Source organism: Tsukamurella spumae (assembly GCF_012396015.1).
In the GTDB taxonomy this organism is placed as follows: Bacteria; Actinomycetota; Actinomycetes; order Mycobacteriales; family Mycobacteriaceae; genus Tsukamurella; species Tsukamurella spumae.
Window position 1 is genome coordinate 1 of sequence record NZ_JAAXOQ010000024.1, and the last position, 15,780, is coordinate 15,780.

The following is a 15,780-nucleotide window of genomic DNA, read 5'->3' on the forward strand; positions in this document are numbered from 1 at the left end:
GTTGCCGTCTGGTTGGCCTTGTGAGCGACGTTCAGCGGACCGATGGGTTCCGGGGCGGGCGGCACCTCTGGCGCGGTTGCAGGGGCCGCAGACGACGTCTATGTCGCGGAGGCGGATGGGGAGTCCGCGGGCCTTGCGGTCCCATGCGGCTGGGGTGTGGTCGGCCTGTAGGTCGTCGGTCGCGCCGCAGTCGGTGCAGAACGGCTGCAGGCGGCGGGCGCGGCGGGACAGGTTGCGCCACGCGGCATCGTATCCGCGGGCGGCGGGGGTCCGCTCCGGGGCCTCCGGGGGCTGGCAGGTGGGGCAGCGGATACCGGTGGGGACGACGTCGCCGCAGTCGATGCATGGGCGTGCGGTCATCGTGTGCCCTTCTCGATGGCGTCGTGGATGCGGTCGGCCAGCGCGCGTGCCTCCTGGTCGTTCATGAGCCAGTGGTCGTGGCCGAGTCGGATCTCGATGCGGTCGCCGCGGCGTCGGACTGTGCCACCGTCGCCGCCGAGCTGCAGGCGCTTCACTCGTCGGCACCGAGGGTGCGGTGGGCGTTGTCCCGCGCGTCGAGCAGGCCGGCGCGCAGCCGGAGCCCTGCGGCATCGCACGCCTCGAGGACCGGGCCGAGGATGCATCGGACGGTGAGCGACAGGGCGGCGGTGGCGAGGTACCCGAAGTACTCCGGGTCGTGGCGGGATAGCCACTCGACGGACACGCGGTCGGTGGCGTCGTCGTCACCAGCGGACGCGGCCATGTCGTACATCAGCAGCGTGGCGTCGGACTGCAGGCGGTCCACGTTCACGCGGCCGATGGGCATGCCCTGCTCGTCGGAGATGAAGAACTCGGCGGGCGGATTGTGGGGGTCGAACTCGTTCATGGGGTTCCCTTCCTCGGGGCAGTGATGTTCGTTCGGCAGTTGGTGTGCTCGCGCTCGCAGCCCGGGTACACGGACCACAGGCAGTACGGGCACAGGGATCCGACGGGCGGGCGCACGCGCGGGCCGGTCGGGATCGGCGGGTAGTTGGTCATGCGGCGGGCGGCCTCCGGTTGATCGTGCGGGGGCAGCCGCCGGTGTGATCGCCGGCGTTGCCCGGGTACACGGGCCAATGGCAGACGGGGCAGATGGAGCCCTCAGCGGGGAGGCTGGTGTCGGTAGTACTGACACCAGGTTCGGGGTCGGGCACCGACGCAAGCGAACGCTCAGAACTGGTCGCCTTAGTAAATGCCTGTCCTGTCCTGTCCTGTCCTGTGTTGTCGGTCGGGACGTCCCTGGGGATGTCCCCCGGGACAACAGGATCGGTGCTGGTGGGAAGGTCCGCAGCTTCCGCTTGGCGCTTGGCCTCACGCTGCCGACGCTTCTTCTCCCGTTCGTGCACGCGCGCCCGGTCGGCTGCCTCGAGCTGGGCGCGCGTCGTCTGGGTGTTCTCGTAGTCGGTGATGAGCCAGCCCTGCGACTGCGGGGTCCACAAGCCAGCGGCCACCAACTCGGACGGGGTGCCGCGCCGGAACCCAGGGATCAGGTTCAGGTCGTCGGGCAGCAGCACCCCGTCCGTGCGGTTGGACACCGACCACATGAGCGCGAGGCAGTACGAGCGGAACGCCTCGTCGGACGCGCGGGCGAAGCGAACGTCCATGAGCCAGCGTTCAGGTAGTCGTGCGTCGGTCACTTCTCGTTCGACCTCCTGGGGCAGTCCCAGACGCGCTGAGGGCGGCCGGGGCGCCGGCGTGAGTCGGTCCAGCCGACGAACCGAATGCGGCCGTCGTGCACCACGCCCTGCACGTACCCACCGAGGACCTGCGGATGCTGGTCCAGCCATTCGCGGGTGGCCTTCGGGAGCTGGGTGTGGATCGCGTCGGCGTCGAACGGCCGGCCGTCGGCGATGACCTTGTTGATCGCCTTGCGGATCCGCTCATGGTGTTTGAGCGTCAAGACGGTGGTGGATGCGGCTACTGCGGCCGCGGGCCCGGTCATGGCCGGAACCGTTCGTAGACGCTGTTGCAGTCGGGGCAGATGATCCCCGGGACGCACTCAAGCGCCCCGCCCGCGGCACCCTTCCGCCACGTCTTGATCACGCCACAGAGCGCAGGTGCCGGCGTGCCGCTGTTGATGTTGGTCTTGCGGACGTAGTGCCTGAGCAGGTCGTCGAGGTCGTCGTCCGCCGGGGCCTGGTCCGCAGTCTGCTGCATGTGGCGGATTGCCTCATTCAGTACGTCGCCCGATCGCGCCAGGGTTCGGGTCAGTTCTTCGGTTGCCTGCTGGTAGGAGGCAAGCACCTGCGGGGTGATCGAGCTGTTGAACGGTGTCGTGCTCACTGGCCTGCCTCCTGCGACTCGATGTCTGCGAGAGCATCCGCGAGGGCGTGCAGATCCCCGACGTCGAACAGGATGTGCATCGGCTTGTCCGGGTCGGGTCCGGCGACCGTCGCGGTGACCGTCTTCCAGGTGGCATTGACGGTGATCGCGTACACGCTGCCGTCGATGCAGTCGACGGGCGAGGCGGGGGTGAACAGGCCGGCGATCTCGGCGCGCTGGGCCGGGTCGGTGACGCCGAAGTCGTCGAGTACCGCGTCGAGGGGGCGGGCCTGGGCGGGTTCGTTTACACTGGTCATGACTGGTTCCTTCTGTGAGTTCTGGTCGTTGGGCTCGGATCCGTTGCCGGCAAGCTGGTGATCCGGGCCCTTCGTGCTGTCGGGGGTGCGGCGCGGCCGGCTGTACTCGGTGACGGGCGCGCCGTAGTCCTCACCGAGGTCGCAGTGGTGTTCCTGCGGGCGGTTCACGCGGCCCCCGAAGGGTTCGAGGCGGCCTCTGCCTCCGCGATCCACGCGAGCACGACGCTCTTGCGCCACACGCGCCGCTTGCCGAGCTTGAAGCTCGCGGGCCCAGTACCGACGTGGGCGTAGTACCGCCACGTCCCTTCCGGAATCCCCGTCTCTCGCTGGCAGTCCTTGGCCTGCCAGAGTTCGTCCTCCACGTCGGACCTCCATCCTTGTGACGCTTGATCTTCAAGCGTTCCGAGAATGAATCTAGATCACGCTCGCGCTTGCCGCAACTGGCAACGCTTGGAAACGATGCGCCTGGGGCATACGCTGTCGCCATGACGGATCACGCCGAGTGGGCCGAGGCGATGCAGCAGGCCCGTGCAGTCGAGGACGAAGAACTGAGAGCAGCCGCTGGGCTGGCAGAAGCGCAACTCGCGATCGAGGCCTACAAGGCGTTCACAGCCACCGAGGCTGCGTTCGGTGCCAAGGTGAAGCAGTGGCGTCGCGGTCGTGGCTGGTCGCAGGACGAACTGGCCAGTCGGATGACAGAGCTCGGTTTCGACATGCACCAGACCACGGTGGCGAAGATCGAGTCCGGAAATAGGCCGCTCCGCGTCGCTGAGGCGGCAGCCTTGGCGCACATCTTCGACGCAAACCCGCTAGCGGTGTTCTACAGCGCTGTCCCGGACGGTGCCGGGTGGAGTCGAGAGTCCATGCAGGAGCAGATGCTCGGTTACGAAGAGTCGATCGAGAACGCGAAACGAACGCTCCGGTCGGCGGCGGAGACCGTTGCGTACTGGGAACAGGAGCGGGCAGCGATCGCGCTGCAGCTCCGCCTGGCCGCGGAGGCACAGGGCCGGGGCGACGATGACGACACGTAATCGGCGGTCCGGGGTCGAGGACCGGTGGACCCGGGTCGACGGCCAACCGAGCGCGCGTCACGGCAAGGGCCTGCGGTGGATGGGCCGCTACGTCGACGACGAGGGCCGCGAGCACACCAAGGTGTTCCCACGCAGGGTCGACGCGAAGAAGTGGGTCGACGAACAGACTGCGGCGCTCGTCACCGGGGCCTGGATCTCTCCGGAGCGGGGAGCCGTGACGTTCGGAGCGTTCTACGCGGACTGGTCCGAACGGCAGGTGTGGGCACCGTCGACGCGGCAGAATGCGAACGAGACGGCGGCCGGAGTGCCCTTCCGCGGGACCGCCCTCAGCGAGATCCGCCGCTCGCACATCGAGGCGTGGATCAAGGCGATGAGCGAGCACCTGGCACCGACCACGATCAAGACGCGGGTCGTGATCGTCCGATCGGTGTTCCGGGCCGCGGTCGCCGACAAGCACATAGCGGCCGATCCCACGGCGGGGGTCACACTCCCTCGCACCCGGCGTCGCGAGGCGGCCATGGTGATACCGAGCAGCGACGAGGTGGGCGCGCTCCTGAGGGCCGCACCGGAGGGGTTTCGGGCGTTCGTCGCGCTCTGCGCTTTCGCCGGCCTGCGCCCCGGTGAGGCACAGGGGTTGCAGGTGGGTGCGGTGGACTTCCTGCGGCGACGGATCAACGTCGAGCGACAGATTCAGCGCGACGGATCTTCCGGCCGGCCCGCGACACCGAAATGGGGGTCCGAGCGCGTGGTGTTCGCGGCCGATGAACTCCTCGCAGAGCTCTCCGCTCACATCGCCACCCACCCACCCGCGGGCGACGGATGGCTGTTCCACGCCGACGGGGTGCCGTGGATCTACTCGAAGGTGGCGTACCGGTGGCGGCAGACTCTCGGCGCTGCTGGGCTCGACATGCAGGTTAAGTCACTGCGGCACTTCTATGCGTCGGGGTTGATCGCTGAGGGCTGCGACGTGGTGACCGTACAGCGCGCCATGGGGCACGCTACGGCGACGACGACGCTTTCGACGTACGCGCACCTGTGGCCCTCTGCGGAGGACCGGACGAGGGCTGCAGCGGGGTCGCTCGCACGGGCCGCGCTCGAGTCTCCTGCGGACTGCCTGCGGACTGGCGAGCATACGTAGGCCGATTACCTGCGGTTTTACCAAGATCACACACTAGCTTGGATACGCTGAACCGCGTGGACGACAAACTCGTATGGGTCGATTGTGAGATGACCGGCCTCGATCTGACCTCCGACCGCCTCATCGAAATCGCCGCGCTGGTGACCGACGGGGACCTGAACATCCTGGGTGAGGGCGTGGACCTGGTGATCCACGTGGACGACGACGCCCTCGCGGCGATGCCGCCCGTCGTGCAGGACATGCACGCCAAGTCCGGCCTGACCGAGGAGGTCCGCAGGTCGACGGTGACCGTGCGCGAAGCCGAGGAGGCCGTGCTGGCGTACCTCCGTGAGCACATCGAGGCCGGCGCCGTCCCGCTCGCGGGCAATTCGATCGCCACCGACCGCAGGTTCATCGCTCAGGAGATGCCCGAGCTCGACGGGTTCCTCCACTACCGCATGGTGGACGTCAGCTCGATCAAGGAGCTCTGCCGGCGCTGGTACCCCCGGATCTACTTCGGCCAGCCCGACAAGGGGCTCGCGCACCGCGCGCTGGCAGACATCCGCGAGTCGATCCGGGAGCTCAAGTACTACCGCGGAACGGCCTTCGTTCCCGCGCCGGGACCGTCGACCGACGAGATCTCCGCGGTGGTCACGGAGCTGGGCCCGGCCTGATCCCGCAGGTCGGACGGCCCGCCGGCATGGAAGCCATACCGATTAGCTTCCACCGGAGCCGTCGGGTAAAGTTCTTCGAGCCTGGCGATCCCAGGCACCTGGTGGGTGTAGTTCAGTTGGTAGAGCACCAGATTGTGATTCTGGCTGTCGCGGGTTCGAGTCCCGTCATCCACCCCAATCGGTGAAGGCCGGTTGATCAGCAGCAATGCTGGTCGACCGGCCTTCGTCGTCTCGTCCGTCGCGGTCGCGGCGGCCGACGCTGCGGTGGCACCCATCGCCGCGCCGCCGGAAGGGCGAGAAGCAACTGCACCGTGCCGGGCAGGGCGCGGATCCTCGCAAGAGTGGGCATCAGTCGAGCCTAGCGGTGGCCGGGGATGATCTACTTGCCGTGTGACTTCGCAAGACTCGACTAACCATGATGACACCACGCCGACGCCCGACGCCGCTCCGATGCCCGCGCAGGCGCGCGCCGCGGCCGCACCGAAGCCCCGGCAGGTGACGCTCGGGCACATCATCATCACGATCGCGGTGCTGATCAGCGGCCTGCTCGCCTGGCACCCGTGGCAGCAGCCGCCGAAAGCCACCTCGGACCCGGCGATTCTCGGCGAGCACGCCGAGAAGGGCGGGAAGGTCCGCTGCTACGCGAACGACGCGAACATGTCCTGCGTCTTCATCCCCGACGTGAAATAGCCGAGCGGGGCTCACCCGTGCCCACCCACGGGTGAGCCCGGGCGCCTCCGGCAACACGTGGGTCTCCGCCGAGAACCGGAGCTGGCCGTTCTTGCATCGTGTTGCCAGTGACGAAAGCCCAGTTCGGCACACTCATCTCGCTCGTGCGGAATGGTAAGCTCGGCGACGATTTCTGCGGCGCCTTCGATGCGCGCCGATTCACGACTGGAGACCGAGACCCTAGGAGGGTTCGACCTTGGCCGACGGGACGCGCACCAGTGCGGCACTGCGACGCGGAACGATCGGGGTGGTCACCGTTCTGGTATCGGGAGCACTGCTGATCCCCGCCTCCGCGACCGCGGCACCGTCGGCCCCCTCCCCGTCCGTTCCCTCCTCGCCGAAGCCGAGCGCGCCCGCGACGCCGAAGCCTGGCGTCCCGTCCGCGCCGAGGACGAGCGCACCGTCGACCCCGAGCGCCGCACCGACGCAGACCCCCGCCCCGAAGTCGGTGGCGCCGGGCGATCGCATCGACATCCTGCAGCGCTCGCTCGGTGGCGGCCGCTTCGAATCCCTGCAGTGCACCATGGGTTTCGCGGTCACCGCACCGAACGGCGAACGCCTCGGCGTCACGGCGGGGCACTGCGGTGCGCCGCAGCAGCCGGTCGGCGTGAAGAAGTGGATCGTCGGCGAGGTCGTGCAGTCGAACGCCCCGGAGGTCAAGGAGGATCCGAACCGTCCGGGGCACTACTCCCCCGTCGACCCGTTCGGTCCGGACTGGGCCACCTTCCGCCTGACCGATCCGCAGGTGAAGCTGCTGGCGTCCGCGCCCGGCCTGGCGCCGCGGTCCGTGGGCACCGCCCGGGTCGGTGATCCGGTGTGCCAGCTGGGCTCCGTGAACGGTCGACGGTGCGGCAAGGTCACCAAGGTCATGAACGACTGGATCGTCTCGGACATCGTCACCACGCAGGGCGACAGCGGCGGGCCGTTGGTGCGCACGTCCGACAACGCGGCGATCGGGATCATCACCGACGCGGTCACGCTCACCGACCGCGACTCGGGGCAGGTGATGCAGCGGCTCACGCAGTACTACTCGCTGAACGCGGTGCTCCGCGCCGCGGGCGGCGCCCAGCTCGCGACGCGCTGACACGCTGATCCCCGCGCGGCGGGGCTCGGATGTCATTACACTGCCGCCATGGCGATCCTGGACGATCTCAAGACCCGGTTCCTGCAGCTCGGCAAGCACAAGGCGGTGTCCCGCATGGTGCGCGCCACCGTGCCGCTGGACAAGGCCGTCACCCGGATCAGCGGCGGCGCGGTGCACCTCATCCCCGAGGCGCTGCTCCCCCAGCTCACTCTCACCACCGTGGGCAAACGCAGCGGACTGGCCCGCTCGGTGCCCCTGCTGTACGTGCGCGACGGCGACGACTACGTGGTGATCGCGTCCAACTTCGGCCAGAAGAACCACCCGGCGTGGTCCTACAACCTCGAGGCGAACCCCGACGCGGAGGTCCTCCTGGGTACCCGCCGCACGGCGGTGCGGGCTCAGCGGGTCACCGAGTCGGACCGGAACCGACTGTGGCCCAGCATCGTCGCGGTGTGGCCCGCCTACGACGACTACATCGATTGGGCCGGCGGCCGCACCATCAAGCTGTTCCGGCTCACGCCCCGCTGACCGCGGTCCCACTGCCGGTCAGGAAGGGCGTCACGATCTCGGGTTCGACGGTGCGCGCCGTGGCCGCGGCCCGGGAGGGTGTCACGTCGACGGCGCCGAACGCGCCCGCGGCCGTCGCCACCGTCAGTGTCGCGACGCGCGCCCGGCGCTGGAAGAAGGTCTCGGTGGTGACGAAACCGATCACGCCGTCGAACTCGAGGGCGGTCCGGGTGCGCGCCACGGTGCCCGCCCCGACGATGACGAGCCGCTCGTCGGTGACGCTGCCCAGGTTCGCGTAGCGCACGCGCGCGCAGAGCACCGCCAGCCCCAGGACCACGACGACGCCCACCAGCGGCAGTATCTTCCAGATCCACGTCCCCGGCACGACGACGGCGACGGCGATCAGCGCCGCAACGGGAATGACCGATGCCAGGAAGGCTCGGGTGTACCTGCGGCGCAGGGCCATCGGACCGTGCGCGACGAGCGGCGTCTCCACCGCGCCGCGCCGGCCCAGGATGGCGTCGGCGACGTGCACCGCCTCCGCGCGCGGCGCGGGCGGGAGCAGCGTCGGGTTGCGGTCGGTGCCCGTCGCGACGGCGCGCAGCTTCGCCCCGCCGGGGATCCGCATCAGCACCGGTTCGTGCAGCTGGACACCCCGGACGCGCTTGCGCTCGATCGTGGCCGCCACGGTGGAGATGAGCCCCCGGGTCGTGTGCAGCGCACCGTCGGCGCGGCGGACCAGGCGGAAGCCCCAGAACGCGAGCACGTAGGCGACGACCGACACGAGCACCGAAAGCACGACGATCAGCACGATCGCGCCCGGAATGATCACGGCCGCACCGAGATCGAGGATCCTGGCGAACCACGACTCCGCGAGCTCCGAGCCGCGCTCGCGCAGCCCCGCCTCGTCGACGATGCGGAACCCGATGCCCGCGCCGGCCGCCACCACGGCGAACCCGGTGAGCGAGAAGGGGGCGAAGCGGATCCAGCCCGGGCGCAGCCGCGCGAGCTCCTCTTCGGGCGGCTCGGGGATCGTGACGGGCGCGTTGTCGCCCTCGGCGTGCAGGTCCGGGTTCGACGGTGCCGCCGGAGCCGCCGTGCGCCGCAGCAGGTCCCGGCCCAGTTGCTCCGCGAGCGCGGCCGGGATCGGGTCGAGTACGAGCGCGGACTCCTTGCCGCCCACGCCGGTGCCGACGACGACCTTGCGCAGCGACAGGGCGCGCTCGATCGGCCCGGCGGTCACGTCCACGCTGCGGATCCGGTCACGGCGTGCCGTGGCAGAGATCCTGCGCACCAGTCCGTGCCGTAGTTCGAGCTGGTCCTCGGTGACGCGCCAGCGGGTGGTGAGCCACGGCAGGAGGCCGACCAGCACGCTGATCGCCACACCGGCGATGACGAAGAACACCGGTCCCACGGCGCGCCCCAGGAAGAAGACGCCGATCAGCGCCGGAATGAGCGACGGGATGGACTTGATCACCCGGGTCCCGATCCCCCACGGCGACAGCCGGTTCCACTCGGTCTCGTCAGGTCGCGTCATCAGCGTCCTCCGCCGCGCTCACGGTCAGGCTCGCCGCGATGGACTGCGCGGTCTCCGTCGGCAGGCCCGAGATCCGCACGGTGCCCGCAGACGAGGCCGTGGTCACCGTCACCGTCGAGAGGCCGAAGGCGCGCTCCAACGGTCCGGCGACGGTGTCGATCACCTGCACGCGTGAGACGGGGATCAGTACCCGCGTGCGGGTGAGCCAACCCGCCTGCGAGTACACCGCGACCGGGTTGATCTCCCAGCGGTGGAATGCGTACCGGAACCGCGGCATGACGATCAGGTGCGCCGCCGCGCCGACCGCGAGCACCAGGAAGGCCAGGACGGCGACGAACCACGGCACGGCGGGGATGACGGCGAGAACCACTGTGACCACGGGAATCACGACGCCCCAGCGGATCGCGGCGCGCACCGTCCACCACGTCTTCGCGCGGGGCGAGACCTGATGGGCCGGTGGTCTGAGCACCTCGGCAGTGCCGGTGGCACCGGACGCTCCAGGGTCGACGGGGATTCCGGGGACGGCCATGCGCCCAGCTAAGCAGAGGGTCCGGCGCGGTGCCAGCGCCCACGCGGTGGGCCAGGCGCGCGAGCTCGGCGACAAGCGCAGAAACACCACCTGAACAGCCGATTTCATGTTTCCCGTTCCGTCTTGCTAGAGTACTTCAGCACGCAGCGAGCGAGAGCACGAGGCGAGCAAGTACGCGCCATTAGCTCAATTGGCAGAGCAGCTGACTCTTAATCAGCGGGTTCGGGGTTCGAGTCCCTGATGGCGCACCATAGGTGCAGGTAGAGGCCCGGGAGCGACTTCGCTCCGGGGCCTTTTCCGTACCTACTCCACCCGATACCCACCGAGCCCACCGCTATGTCGGGTTATGGGCCGCTATGTCGTTGAAGTCAGCGAGGTTCGGGCACGCCGTACGTAGCGATCAGGGTTCGGCGGGTATCGGGTGGTGGCGCGAACGGCCGCGTGTCCACCGGCGCTATTCCCAGATGTAGGCGCCGGTCGGGCCGATCTTGCAAATCGCAGTACCTTCGCCGTTCGTCCCCAATGCAGGCGCTTGAGCACCCGGGTTCGAGCAAGCCGTACCGATTCTCACGGGCGTTCGACGGCTGGCGGTCTTGCTGATCCACACGCCGTCCAGGCCGCTGCAGTACATCGTTCCGTCCGCGGAGTCTTGCTGAATCCCCGGGCTGCATGTCGCCCCCGCGACTTCCGACGGGACGGCTGGAGCAGGAGCAGTTGTGGGCACCACCCGCAACGGCGTCGTCGTGATCGGCTCCGTTGTCACCACGGGTGCCGTGGTCGTTGCGATCGTCGACTGCGTCACGCTCACCGTCACAGTCGGCGCCGCCACCACGGACGTGGAGCTCGTCACCGCGGCCGGCGCCTCATCGCCGCCCGACCTGCTCACATAGACGCCGAGCACTGTCGCCGCGACCGCCAGCACAACCACGATCGCGGCGAGGATCGGCACCGTCCGCGACTTGCTGACCGACTCGACTGATGCAGCACGCAGGTGCGTGGCATCCGAGTCCGGCTCAGTAGCTCGGAGTTCCGTCACCGCGTCCGGTGCGATCTCCCGCTTCGGCACCGCCGGCACCACGATTGCACGCGAGTCGCCGAGCTGATCCCCCAGCGCGTCCCGCAGCGCATCGCCGAACTCGGCGCAGCTCTGGTACCGGTCGCCAGGCGCCTTCGCGAGCACCTTCGCGAACACCGCATCGAGTTCGGTCGGCAGCTGCGGCGCGACCTCACTCATCGTCGGCGGCTGCTGCGTCAGGTGCGCGTTCATCAGCCCAGTGATCGACTTACCGCTGTACGGCGACTGACCCGTCAACAGGTGGAAAGCGGTGCACCCCAGCGAATACACGTCCGCTCGGTTGTCGAGGTCCTCCCCCTCGATCGCCTCGGGCGAGATGTACTGCATCGTCCCGACCGTGATCCCCGTCGACGTCAGGGATGTCGCCTCCCCCGCGGCCTTGGCGATCCCGAAGTCGGCGAGCTTCACTGCCTCGAGGTCGCCGCCGTCGACACCGAGCAGGATGTTGGCGGGCTTCACATCCCGGTGCGTGATCCGCTGCTTGCGCCACGCATAGTCCAGCGCCGCACCGGCCCCAGTGATTAGCTCCAGCGCGAGGGTCGGATCCAGCGCACCGCCGGCCTTGATCAGTTCGGCAGCATCCGTCCCATCGACGTACTCCATCGTGATCCACAATCGGTTGTCGAACTCACCCCGGTCGTGGAGCGTGACGATGTTCGGGTGAGACAGCTGTGCTAGCAGATCAGCCTCACGCTGGAACCGCGTCTTGAAGTCGTCGTTACGCGAGACGCCCGCGTCGAGCAGCTTCAACGCGTCCTGGCGCGGCAGGCGCGGGTGTTCGACCAGGAAAACCTGCCCCATCCCGCCAGCACCCAGCTGACGGACGACGCGGTACCCGGCGATCTCAGTGATGCTCACCGTCCGATTCTGGCAGGCGCCCGGCCAAAGGTGGCACTGAGGGCTCCCAGGTGAGACGGTGTTTCAACTAGGAAATGAGGAGCGGCTTCCCCCGGCGAACGATCCGACCCTTCAGTTATTAGCTACCGTAAGTTATTCTTCGATCGAGCCTGGGGAGCAACCACCTCACCTGTCCCTGCAGCGTTCTCCCCAGGCTCTCACCCACCCCGAACGCCTCGAGCGAGTCAGTCGTCACCGTCGTCCCGGCCGGACCGGTAGCCGAACGCCCCGGCGAGGGCGATACCCAGAGCCAGGCCGACCGGGATGCCCACGCCGATGTTGCCCATCGCGGTGCCGATCACCGCCCCCAGAACCACGCCGAGCGCGATTCCCAGGGCCAGTTTGTTGTAGCCCTTGTCGCTCCACGGCCCCTTCGGCCGGGCGCCGGACCCGCGTCGGTCACCGTCGTCGCTCACACCCGCACCGTACCGCCCCGACCCGCGCGGACACCGGTAGAATCAGGAGCAATCGGTCGTGCCGACCCCGTCGACATCCTCCTGGAGTGAAGAAGCATGCGCATCCGCCCCGTCGTGTCCCGTCGCGCCCTGACGGTGGTGGCCGCAACGGCCGTCACCGCCGCCCTCGTCGCGAGCTGCACGACCTCGGCGAACGACGCGATGTCGCTGCCGGACGCGAGTCAGAAGATCACCGACTCGACGCCCTTCTTCGACCTACTGCGCCCGCAGATCACCTCGAGCGCCAGGAACGGCGCGGTCGACGTGCAGCCCGGGCTTCCGGTCAAGGTCACGGCCAGCGGCGGCACCCTCACCAAGGTCGTGATGACCAACCCGGACGGCAAGGAGGTGGCCGGCAAGCTCAGCGAGGACGGCCGCTCGTGGAGCAACTCCGAGGTGCTCGGCTACAACAAGCAGTACAAGCTGCGCGCGGAGGCCAACGGCATCGGCGGCGTGAACGTGGCCAACGCGACCTTCAGCACCCAGTCGCCGAACAACCAGACCCAGGCCTACTTCAGCACCGTCGGCGAGCCCGTGGTGGGCGTCGGGCAGACGGTCGGCGTGAAGTTCGACGAGGCGATCAAGGACCGGGTCGCCGCGCAGCGCGCCATCACCGTCGTCACCGAGCCGCCGGTCGAGGGCGCGTTCTACTGGATCAGCCCGACCGAGGTGCGCTGGCGCCCGCAGAACTACTTCAAGCCCGGCACCAAGGTCAGCGTGGACGTGAAGATCTACGGCGTGGACCTCGGCAACGGCACTTTCGGCCAGAAGGACGCGTCGACGAAGTTCACCATCGGCGAGGAGACAATCGCGACCGTCTTCGACAAGGACAAGATCATCCGGATCAGCAAGGGCGGCAAGGTGGTCAAGACGATGCCCACCTCGATGGGCGAGCCCAACAACGCCACCCCCAACGGGATCTACATGATCGGCGACCACCGCGATCAGATGATCATGGACTCGTCCACCTACGGCGTTCCGGTCAACTCCGCCAACGGATATCGCACCCTCGTGGACTACGCGACCCAGATGTCCTACAGCGGCATCTACGTGCACAGCGCGCCGTGGTCGATCAGCCAGCAGGGCGTGAGCAACGCCAGTCACGGCTGCCTCAACGTGAGCCCCGAGAACGCGCTCTGGTTCCTGCAGAACACGCGCCGGGGCGACATCGTCAAGGTCAGCGACACCATCGCCACAACCCTGGAGGGTAACGACGGACTAGGCGACTGGAACGTCCCGTGGGAGGTCTGGCGCGCCGGCAACGCGAAGACCGGGTAGCGCCTCGGCGGCGTCCGCGGGAACGGGTTCGACGGTGACCGTCGGCGCACCGTCGAAGCCCGGACGGGCCGTGCCGACGAAGGCCCGCAGCCAGTCGACGAGAACCGCGACGCGGTTGCCCATGCCCGCCAAGTAGTACAGGTGCACGGCCAGCCAGCCGGCCCACGCGAGGACGCCGGTCATGCCCGGCAGGCCCATCGGCGGCTGGAGCACGGCGTGCGGGGTGTCGATCATCGCCATGCTGCCCTTGTCCAGGTAGCGGAAGTGCGTGCCGGGGCCCGTCTTTCCGCGGATCACGTCGGCGGCGTGCCGGCCCTGCTGCATCGCGACGGGGCTCTGCCCGGGCAGGCCGTTCAGGCTGGTCATGTCGCCGAGGGCGAAGACATCCGCGCGGCCGCCGACCGTGAGGTCCCGGTTGATGAGCAGCCGGCCCGCGCGGTCGGTCTCGCAACCCGTGGCCTCGGCGATCACGCCCGCGAGCGGGGTGGCCTTGACGCCGGCCGACCAGACGACGGTGCCGGCCTCGATCTCGCGCTCGGCCCCGGTCTTGTCCTTGACGGTGACGGTCTCGCCCTCGATCGCGGTCACGAACGTACCGGTGTGCACCTGCACGCCGGCCTTCTCCAGCGCGGCCCGGGTGAAGCCCGAGAGGGTGCCGCCGTAGACGGGCAGCACCTCGTCGGCGCCCTCGACCAGGTGGATGCGGACCTGCGCGTCGTCGTGGAAACGGCGGGCGAGCTCGGCGACCTGGCCCGCGACCTCGACGCCGGTGGCGCCGGCGCCCACCACCACGAAGGTGCGGGCCGGGCTCTCGGCGGGTGCGGCGAACGCGGCGCGCATGCGTTCGCGGAGGTTCTCGGCGTCCTCCAGGGTCTTGAGGGCGAAGGTGCGGCTCTCCCACTCGTCGTGACCGAAGTACGCCTGCGCGGCGCCGGCGGCGACGATGAGGTAGGTGTAGCCGATCTGCTCGATGCCGTCCGCGGTAGCGTAGGTGACCACCTTGCGCTCGGCGTCGACCTCGGTGACGTACCCGGTGATCGCCTCGACGGTGCGCCGACCGCGGAGCACGTCCGCAATGGGCGGCGCGATGCGCGCACCCGTGGTGACGCCGGTGGCCACCTGGTACAGCAGCGGCTGGAAGAGGTGGGTGCCGTTCGCCGAGATCAGGGTCGTCTCGATGTCCGACTTGGCGAGCTGCTTCGCGGCGGCGAGGCCACCGAATCCCGAGCCGATCACCACGACATGAGTGCTGCGCATGATCTTCTCCTCCTTCACGACGTCGTTGTCTATTACCAGGCTGGTGCATGTGATCTGCCGCTTCAACCTGGTAGATCGCCTCCTTGGCGATCGCATCGATCTGTTCTGTTCATAGAATGGGGGTATGGAGTTCCGTCAGCTCGAGTACCTCGTCGCCGTCGCGGATCACGGCGGCTTCTCCCGCGCGGCCAAGCAGTGCTTCGTCTCGCAGTCGGCGGTGAGCCATCAGATCGCCACGCTGGAGAAGGAGCTCGGCGCGGAGCTGTTCGAACGCGCCGGGCGCCGGGTCACCCTCACCGCCGCCGGCGACGCGCTGCTCTCCCGCGCCCGCGAGCTGCTCCGGCTGCGCGACGAGGCCGTCGACGCGGTGCGCCCCCGTCCGGACCGGATCCGGCTCGCCGCGAACATGTCCTTCGCCCACTCGGCGCTCGCCGCGACCGCGGCGGTGCGGGAGCGGCACCCCGGCGCGGAGATCGACTTCCTCCTCAAACCCTTCGCGCAGCGCATCGCCGCGGTCAGGTCGGGCGAGGCGGACCTCGCCCTGATCCGCGGGCGGTTGGACGAGCCGGGCCTGTACCTCGAGCCGCTGTGGGTGGACAACCCCGTCGTCGCCTTCTCCACGCGGCACCCCCTGGCCGCACTCGGCCGCGCACCGTCGCCCCCCGAGCTCGCGGGCTACCCCCTGCTGCTCCCACCCGCGGACCGGCAGGTGCTGCTGCACCGCCTCGTCGCGAAGGTATTCGCGGCCGAGGGTCTCGAGGTCCGGCTCGGGCCGGAGATCCGCGACGGCCACCCCGTCGCCTTCGAGCTGGTCAACCACCCCGAGGGCTGGACGCTCCTCTACGAGGACCCGCGCCAGCCCGGCATCGCGAGCCGCCCGGCGCCCGGGTTCACGCTGCCCGTCTCCGCGGTGCTGCGCACCGACGCGACGCCCAACCCGCTGGTCGCCGAGCTGCTGGTGGGCCTGTCGAACGGGTACCTCCGCTAGGCCCGACGGTGCGCCGCCGCCGTGA

Annotated in this window: 21 protein-coding genes and 2 tRNA genes; 10 read left to right on the forward strand and 13 right to left on the reverse strand. The window is 69.2% G+C overall.

Going from position 1 to position 15,780, the window contains the following annotated elements; all coding sequences use genetic code 11:
- Positions 1–356: 356 nt before the first annotated feature.
- The 7 genes from HF999_RS16440 to HF999_RS16470 form a co-directional block, all read right to left on the reverse strand.
- Positions 357–515, reverse strand: a complete 159-nt coding sequence (locus tag HF999_RS16440; RefSeq protein WP_168546930.1) for a hypothetical protein — start codon at positions 513–515, stop codon at positions 357–359.
- Positions 512–865, reverse strand: a complete 354-nt coding sequence (locus HF999_RS16445) for a hypothetical protein (protein ID WP_168546931.1) — start codon at positions 863–865, stop codon at positions 512–514. The genes HF999_RS16440 and HF999_RS16445 overlap by 4 nt, the downstream gene beginning before the upstream one ends.
- A gap of 148 nt (positions 866–1,013) precedes the next feature.
- A complete protein-coding gene (locus HF999_RS16450; RefSeq protein WP_168546932.1) occupies positions 1,014–1,622 on the reverse strand; it encodes a hypothetical protein in 609 nt (202 codons plus the stop codon).
- 29 nt (positions 1,623–1,651) lie between these two features.
- The gene (locus HF999_RS16455) at positions 1,652–1,960 is read right to left on the reverse strand and encodes a hypothetical protein (RefSeq protein ID WP_168546933.1); all 309 of its coding nucleotides are present in this window, start codon (positions 1,958–1,960) and stop codon (positions 1,652–1,654) included.
- A complete protein-coding gene (locus tag HF999_RS16460) occupies positions 1,957–2,301 on the reverse strand; it encodes a hypothetical protein (RefSeq protein ID WP_168546934.1) in 345 nt (114 codons plus the stop codon). The genes HF999_RS16455 and HF999_RS16460 overlap by 4 nt, the downstream gene beginning before the upstream one ends.
- Entirely contained in the window at positions 2,298–2,597 is a 300-nt protein-coding gene (locus tag HF999_RS16465) for a hypothetical protein (RefSeq protein WP_168546935.1), read from the reverse strand. The genes HF999_RS16460 and HF999_RS16465 overlap by 4 nt, the downstream gene beginning before the upstream one ends.
- Before the next feature lie 164 nt (positions 2,598–2,761).
- A complete protein-coding gene (locus tag HF999_RS16470; protein ID WP_168546936.1) occupies positions 2,762–2,959 on the reverse strand; it encodes a helix-turn-helix transcriptional regulator in 198 nt (65 codons plus the stop codon).
- Between the two features lie 24 nt (positions 2,960–2,983).
- Here HF999_RS16470 and HF999_RS16475 point away from each other — a divergent pair, with 24 nt between their 5' ends.
- The 5 genes from HF999_RS16475 to HF999_RS16495 all read left to right on the forward strand — a co-directional run bounded on the left by HF999_RS16475 (position 2,984) and on the right by HF999_RS16495 (position 6,109).
- Positions 2,984–3,628, forward strand: a complete 645-nt coding sequence (locus tag HF999_RS16475) for a helix-turn-helix domain-containing protein (protein WP_168546937.1) — start codon at positions 2,984–2,986, stop codon at positions 3,626–3,628.
- Positions 3,615–4,766, forward strand: a complete 1,152-nt coding sequence (locus tag HF999_RS16480) for a tyrosine-type recombinase/integrase (RefSeq protein WP_210733889.1) — start codon at positions 3,615–3,617, stop codon at positions 4,764–4,766. The genes HF999_RS16475 and HF999_RS16480 overlap by 14 nt, the downstream gene beginning before the upstream one ends.
- A gap of 56 nt (positions 4,767–4,822) precedes the next feature.
- Entirely contained in the window at positions 4,823–5,419 is a 597-nt protein-coding gene (gene orn / locus HF999_RS16485) for an oligoribonuclease (RefSeq protein ID WP_168546938.1), read from the forward strand.
- A 101-nt stretch (positions 5,420–5,520) separates the two neighbouring features.
- Positions 5,521–5,596: transfer RNA gene (locus HF999_RS16490), tRNA-His, on the forward strand.
- Between the two features lie 213 nt (positions 5,597–5,809).
- The gene (locus HF999_RS16495; RefSeq protein WP_168546939.1) at positions 5,810–6,109 is read left to right on the forward strand and encodes a hypothetical protein; all 300 of its coding nucleotides are present in this window, start codon (positions 5,810–5,812) and stop codon (positions 6,107–6,109) included.
- Positions 6,110–6,328: 219 nt separating this feature from the next.
- Here the strand turns inward: HF999_RS16495 and HF999_RS16500 are convergent, their stop codons facing one another.
- Positions 6,329–6,616, reverse strand: a complete 288-nt coding sequence (locus HF999_RS16500; RefSeq protein WP_168546940.1) for a hypothetical protein — start codon at positions 6,614–6,616, stop codon at positions 6,329–6,331.
- Here HF999_RS16500 and HF999_RS16505 point away from each other — a divergent pair.
- Together HF999_RS16505 and HF999_RS16510 are read left to right on the forward strand one after the other, a co-directional pair.
- Positions 6,597–7,232, forward strand: coding sequence for a S1 family peptidase (locus HF999_RS16505; RefSeq protein ID WP_168546941.1), 636 nt, complete (start codon positions 6,597–6,599; stop codon positions 7,230–7,232). The two genes, HF999_RS16500 and HF999_RS16505, sit on opposite strands and share 20 nt — an antisense overlap.
- 48 nt (positions 7,233–7,280) lie before the next feature.
- The gene (locus HF999_RS16510) at positions 7,281–7,760 is read left to right on the forward strand and encodes a nitroreductase/quinone reductase family protein (RefSeq protein ID WP_168546942.1); all 480 of its coding nucleotides are present in this window, start codon (positions 7,281–7,283) and stop codon (positions 7,758–7,760) included.
- Here HF999_RS16510 and HF999_RS16515 read toward each other — a convergent pair.
- Complete coding sequence (locus HF999_RS16515) at positions 7,747–9,276, reverse strand: PH domain-containing protein (protein WP_168546943.1); 1,530 nt, start codon at positions 9,274–9,276, stop codon at positions 7,747–7,749. The genes HF999_RS16510 and HF999_RS16515 overlap by 14 nt on opposite strands.
- A complete protein-coding gene (locus HF999_RS16520) occupies positions 9,263–9,805 on the reverse strand; it encodes a PH domain-containing protein (protein WP_168546944.1) in 543 nt (180 codons plus the stop codon). Before HF999_RS16520 ends, HF999_RS16515 begins: the two co-directional genes overlap by 14 nt.
- Before the next feature lie 175 nt (positions 9,806–9,980).
- Here HF999_RS16520 and HF999_RS16525 point away from each other — a divergent pair.
- Positions 9,981–10,056 (forward strand) — tRNA-Lys (locus HF999_RS16525).
- Positions 10,057–10,259: 203 nt separating this feature from the next.
- On the opposite strand, the gene HF999_RS16530 is transcribed toward HF999_RS16525, so the two are convergent.
- On the reverse strand, positions 10,260–11,738 hold the full coding sequence (locus HF999_RS16530) for a serine/threonine protein kinase (protein ID WP_312854172.1): 1,479 nt from the start codon (positions 11,736–11,738) through the stop codon (positions 10,260–10,262).
- A 224-nt stretch (positions 11,739–11,962) separates the two neighbouring features.
- Positions 11,963–12,193: a glycine zipper domain-containing protein gene (locus HF999_RS16535; RefSeq protein ID WP_168546929.1), complete on the reverse strand. Its 231-nt coding sequence runs from the start codon at positions 12,191–12,193 to the stop codon at positions 11,963–11,965.
- A gap of 96 nt (positions 12,194–12,289) precedes the next feature.
- Between HF999_RS16535 and HF999_RS16540 the strand changes: the two genes are divergently transcribed.
- A complete protein-coding gene (locus HF999_RS16540; protein WP_168546945.1) occupies positions 12,290–13,510 on the forward strand; it encodes a L,D-transpeptidase in 1,221 nt (406 codons plus the stop codon).
- Here HF999_RS16540 and HF999_RS16545 read toward each other — a convergent pair.
- Positions 13,451–14,767 carry an NAD(P)/FAD-dependent oxidoreductase gene (locus HF999_RS16545; protein WP_168546946.1) on the reverse strand — a complete coding sequence of 439 codons (1,317 nt, stop codon included), beginning with the start codon at positions 14,765–14,767 and terminating at the stop codon, positions 13,451–13,453. The two genes, HF999_RS16540 and HF999_RS16545, sit on opposite strands and share 60 nt — an antisense overlap.
- A 124-nt stretch (positions 14,768–14,891) precedes the next feature.
- Between HF999_RS16545 and HF999_RS16550 the strand changes: the two genes are divergently transcribed.
- The gene (locus HF999_RS16550) at positions 14,892–15,755 is read left to right on the forward strand and encodes a LysR family transcriptional regulator (protein ID WP_168546947.1); all 864 of its coding nucleotides are present in this window, start codon (positions 14,892–14,894) and stop codon (positions 15,753–15,755) included.
- Positions 15,756–15,780 lie beyond the last annotated feature (25 nt).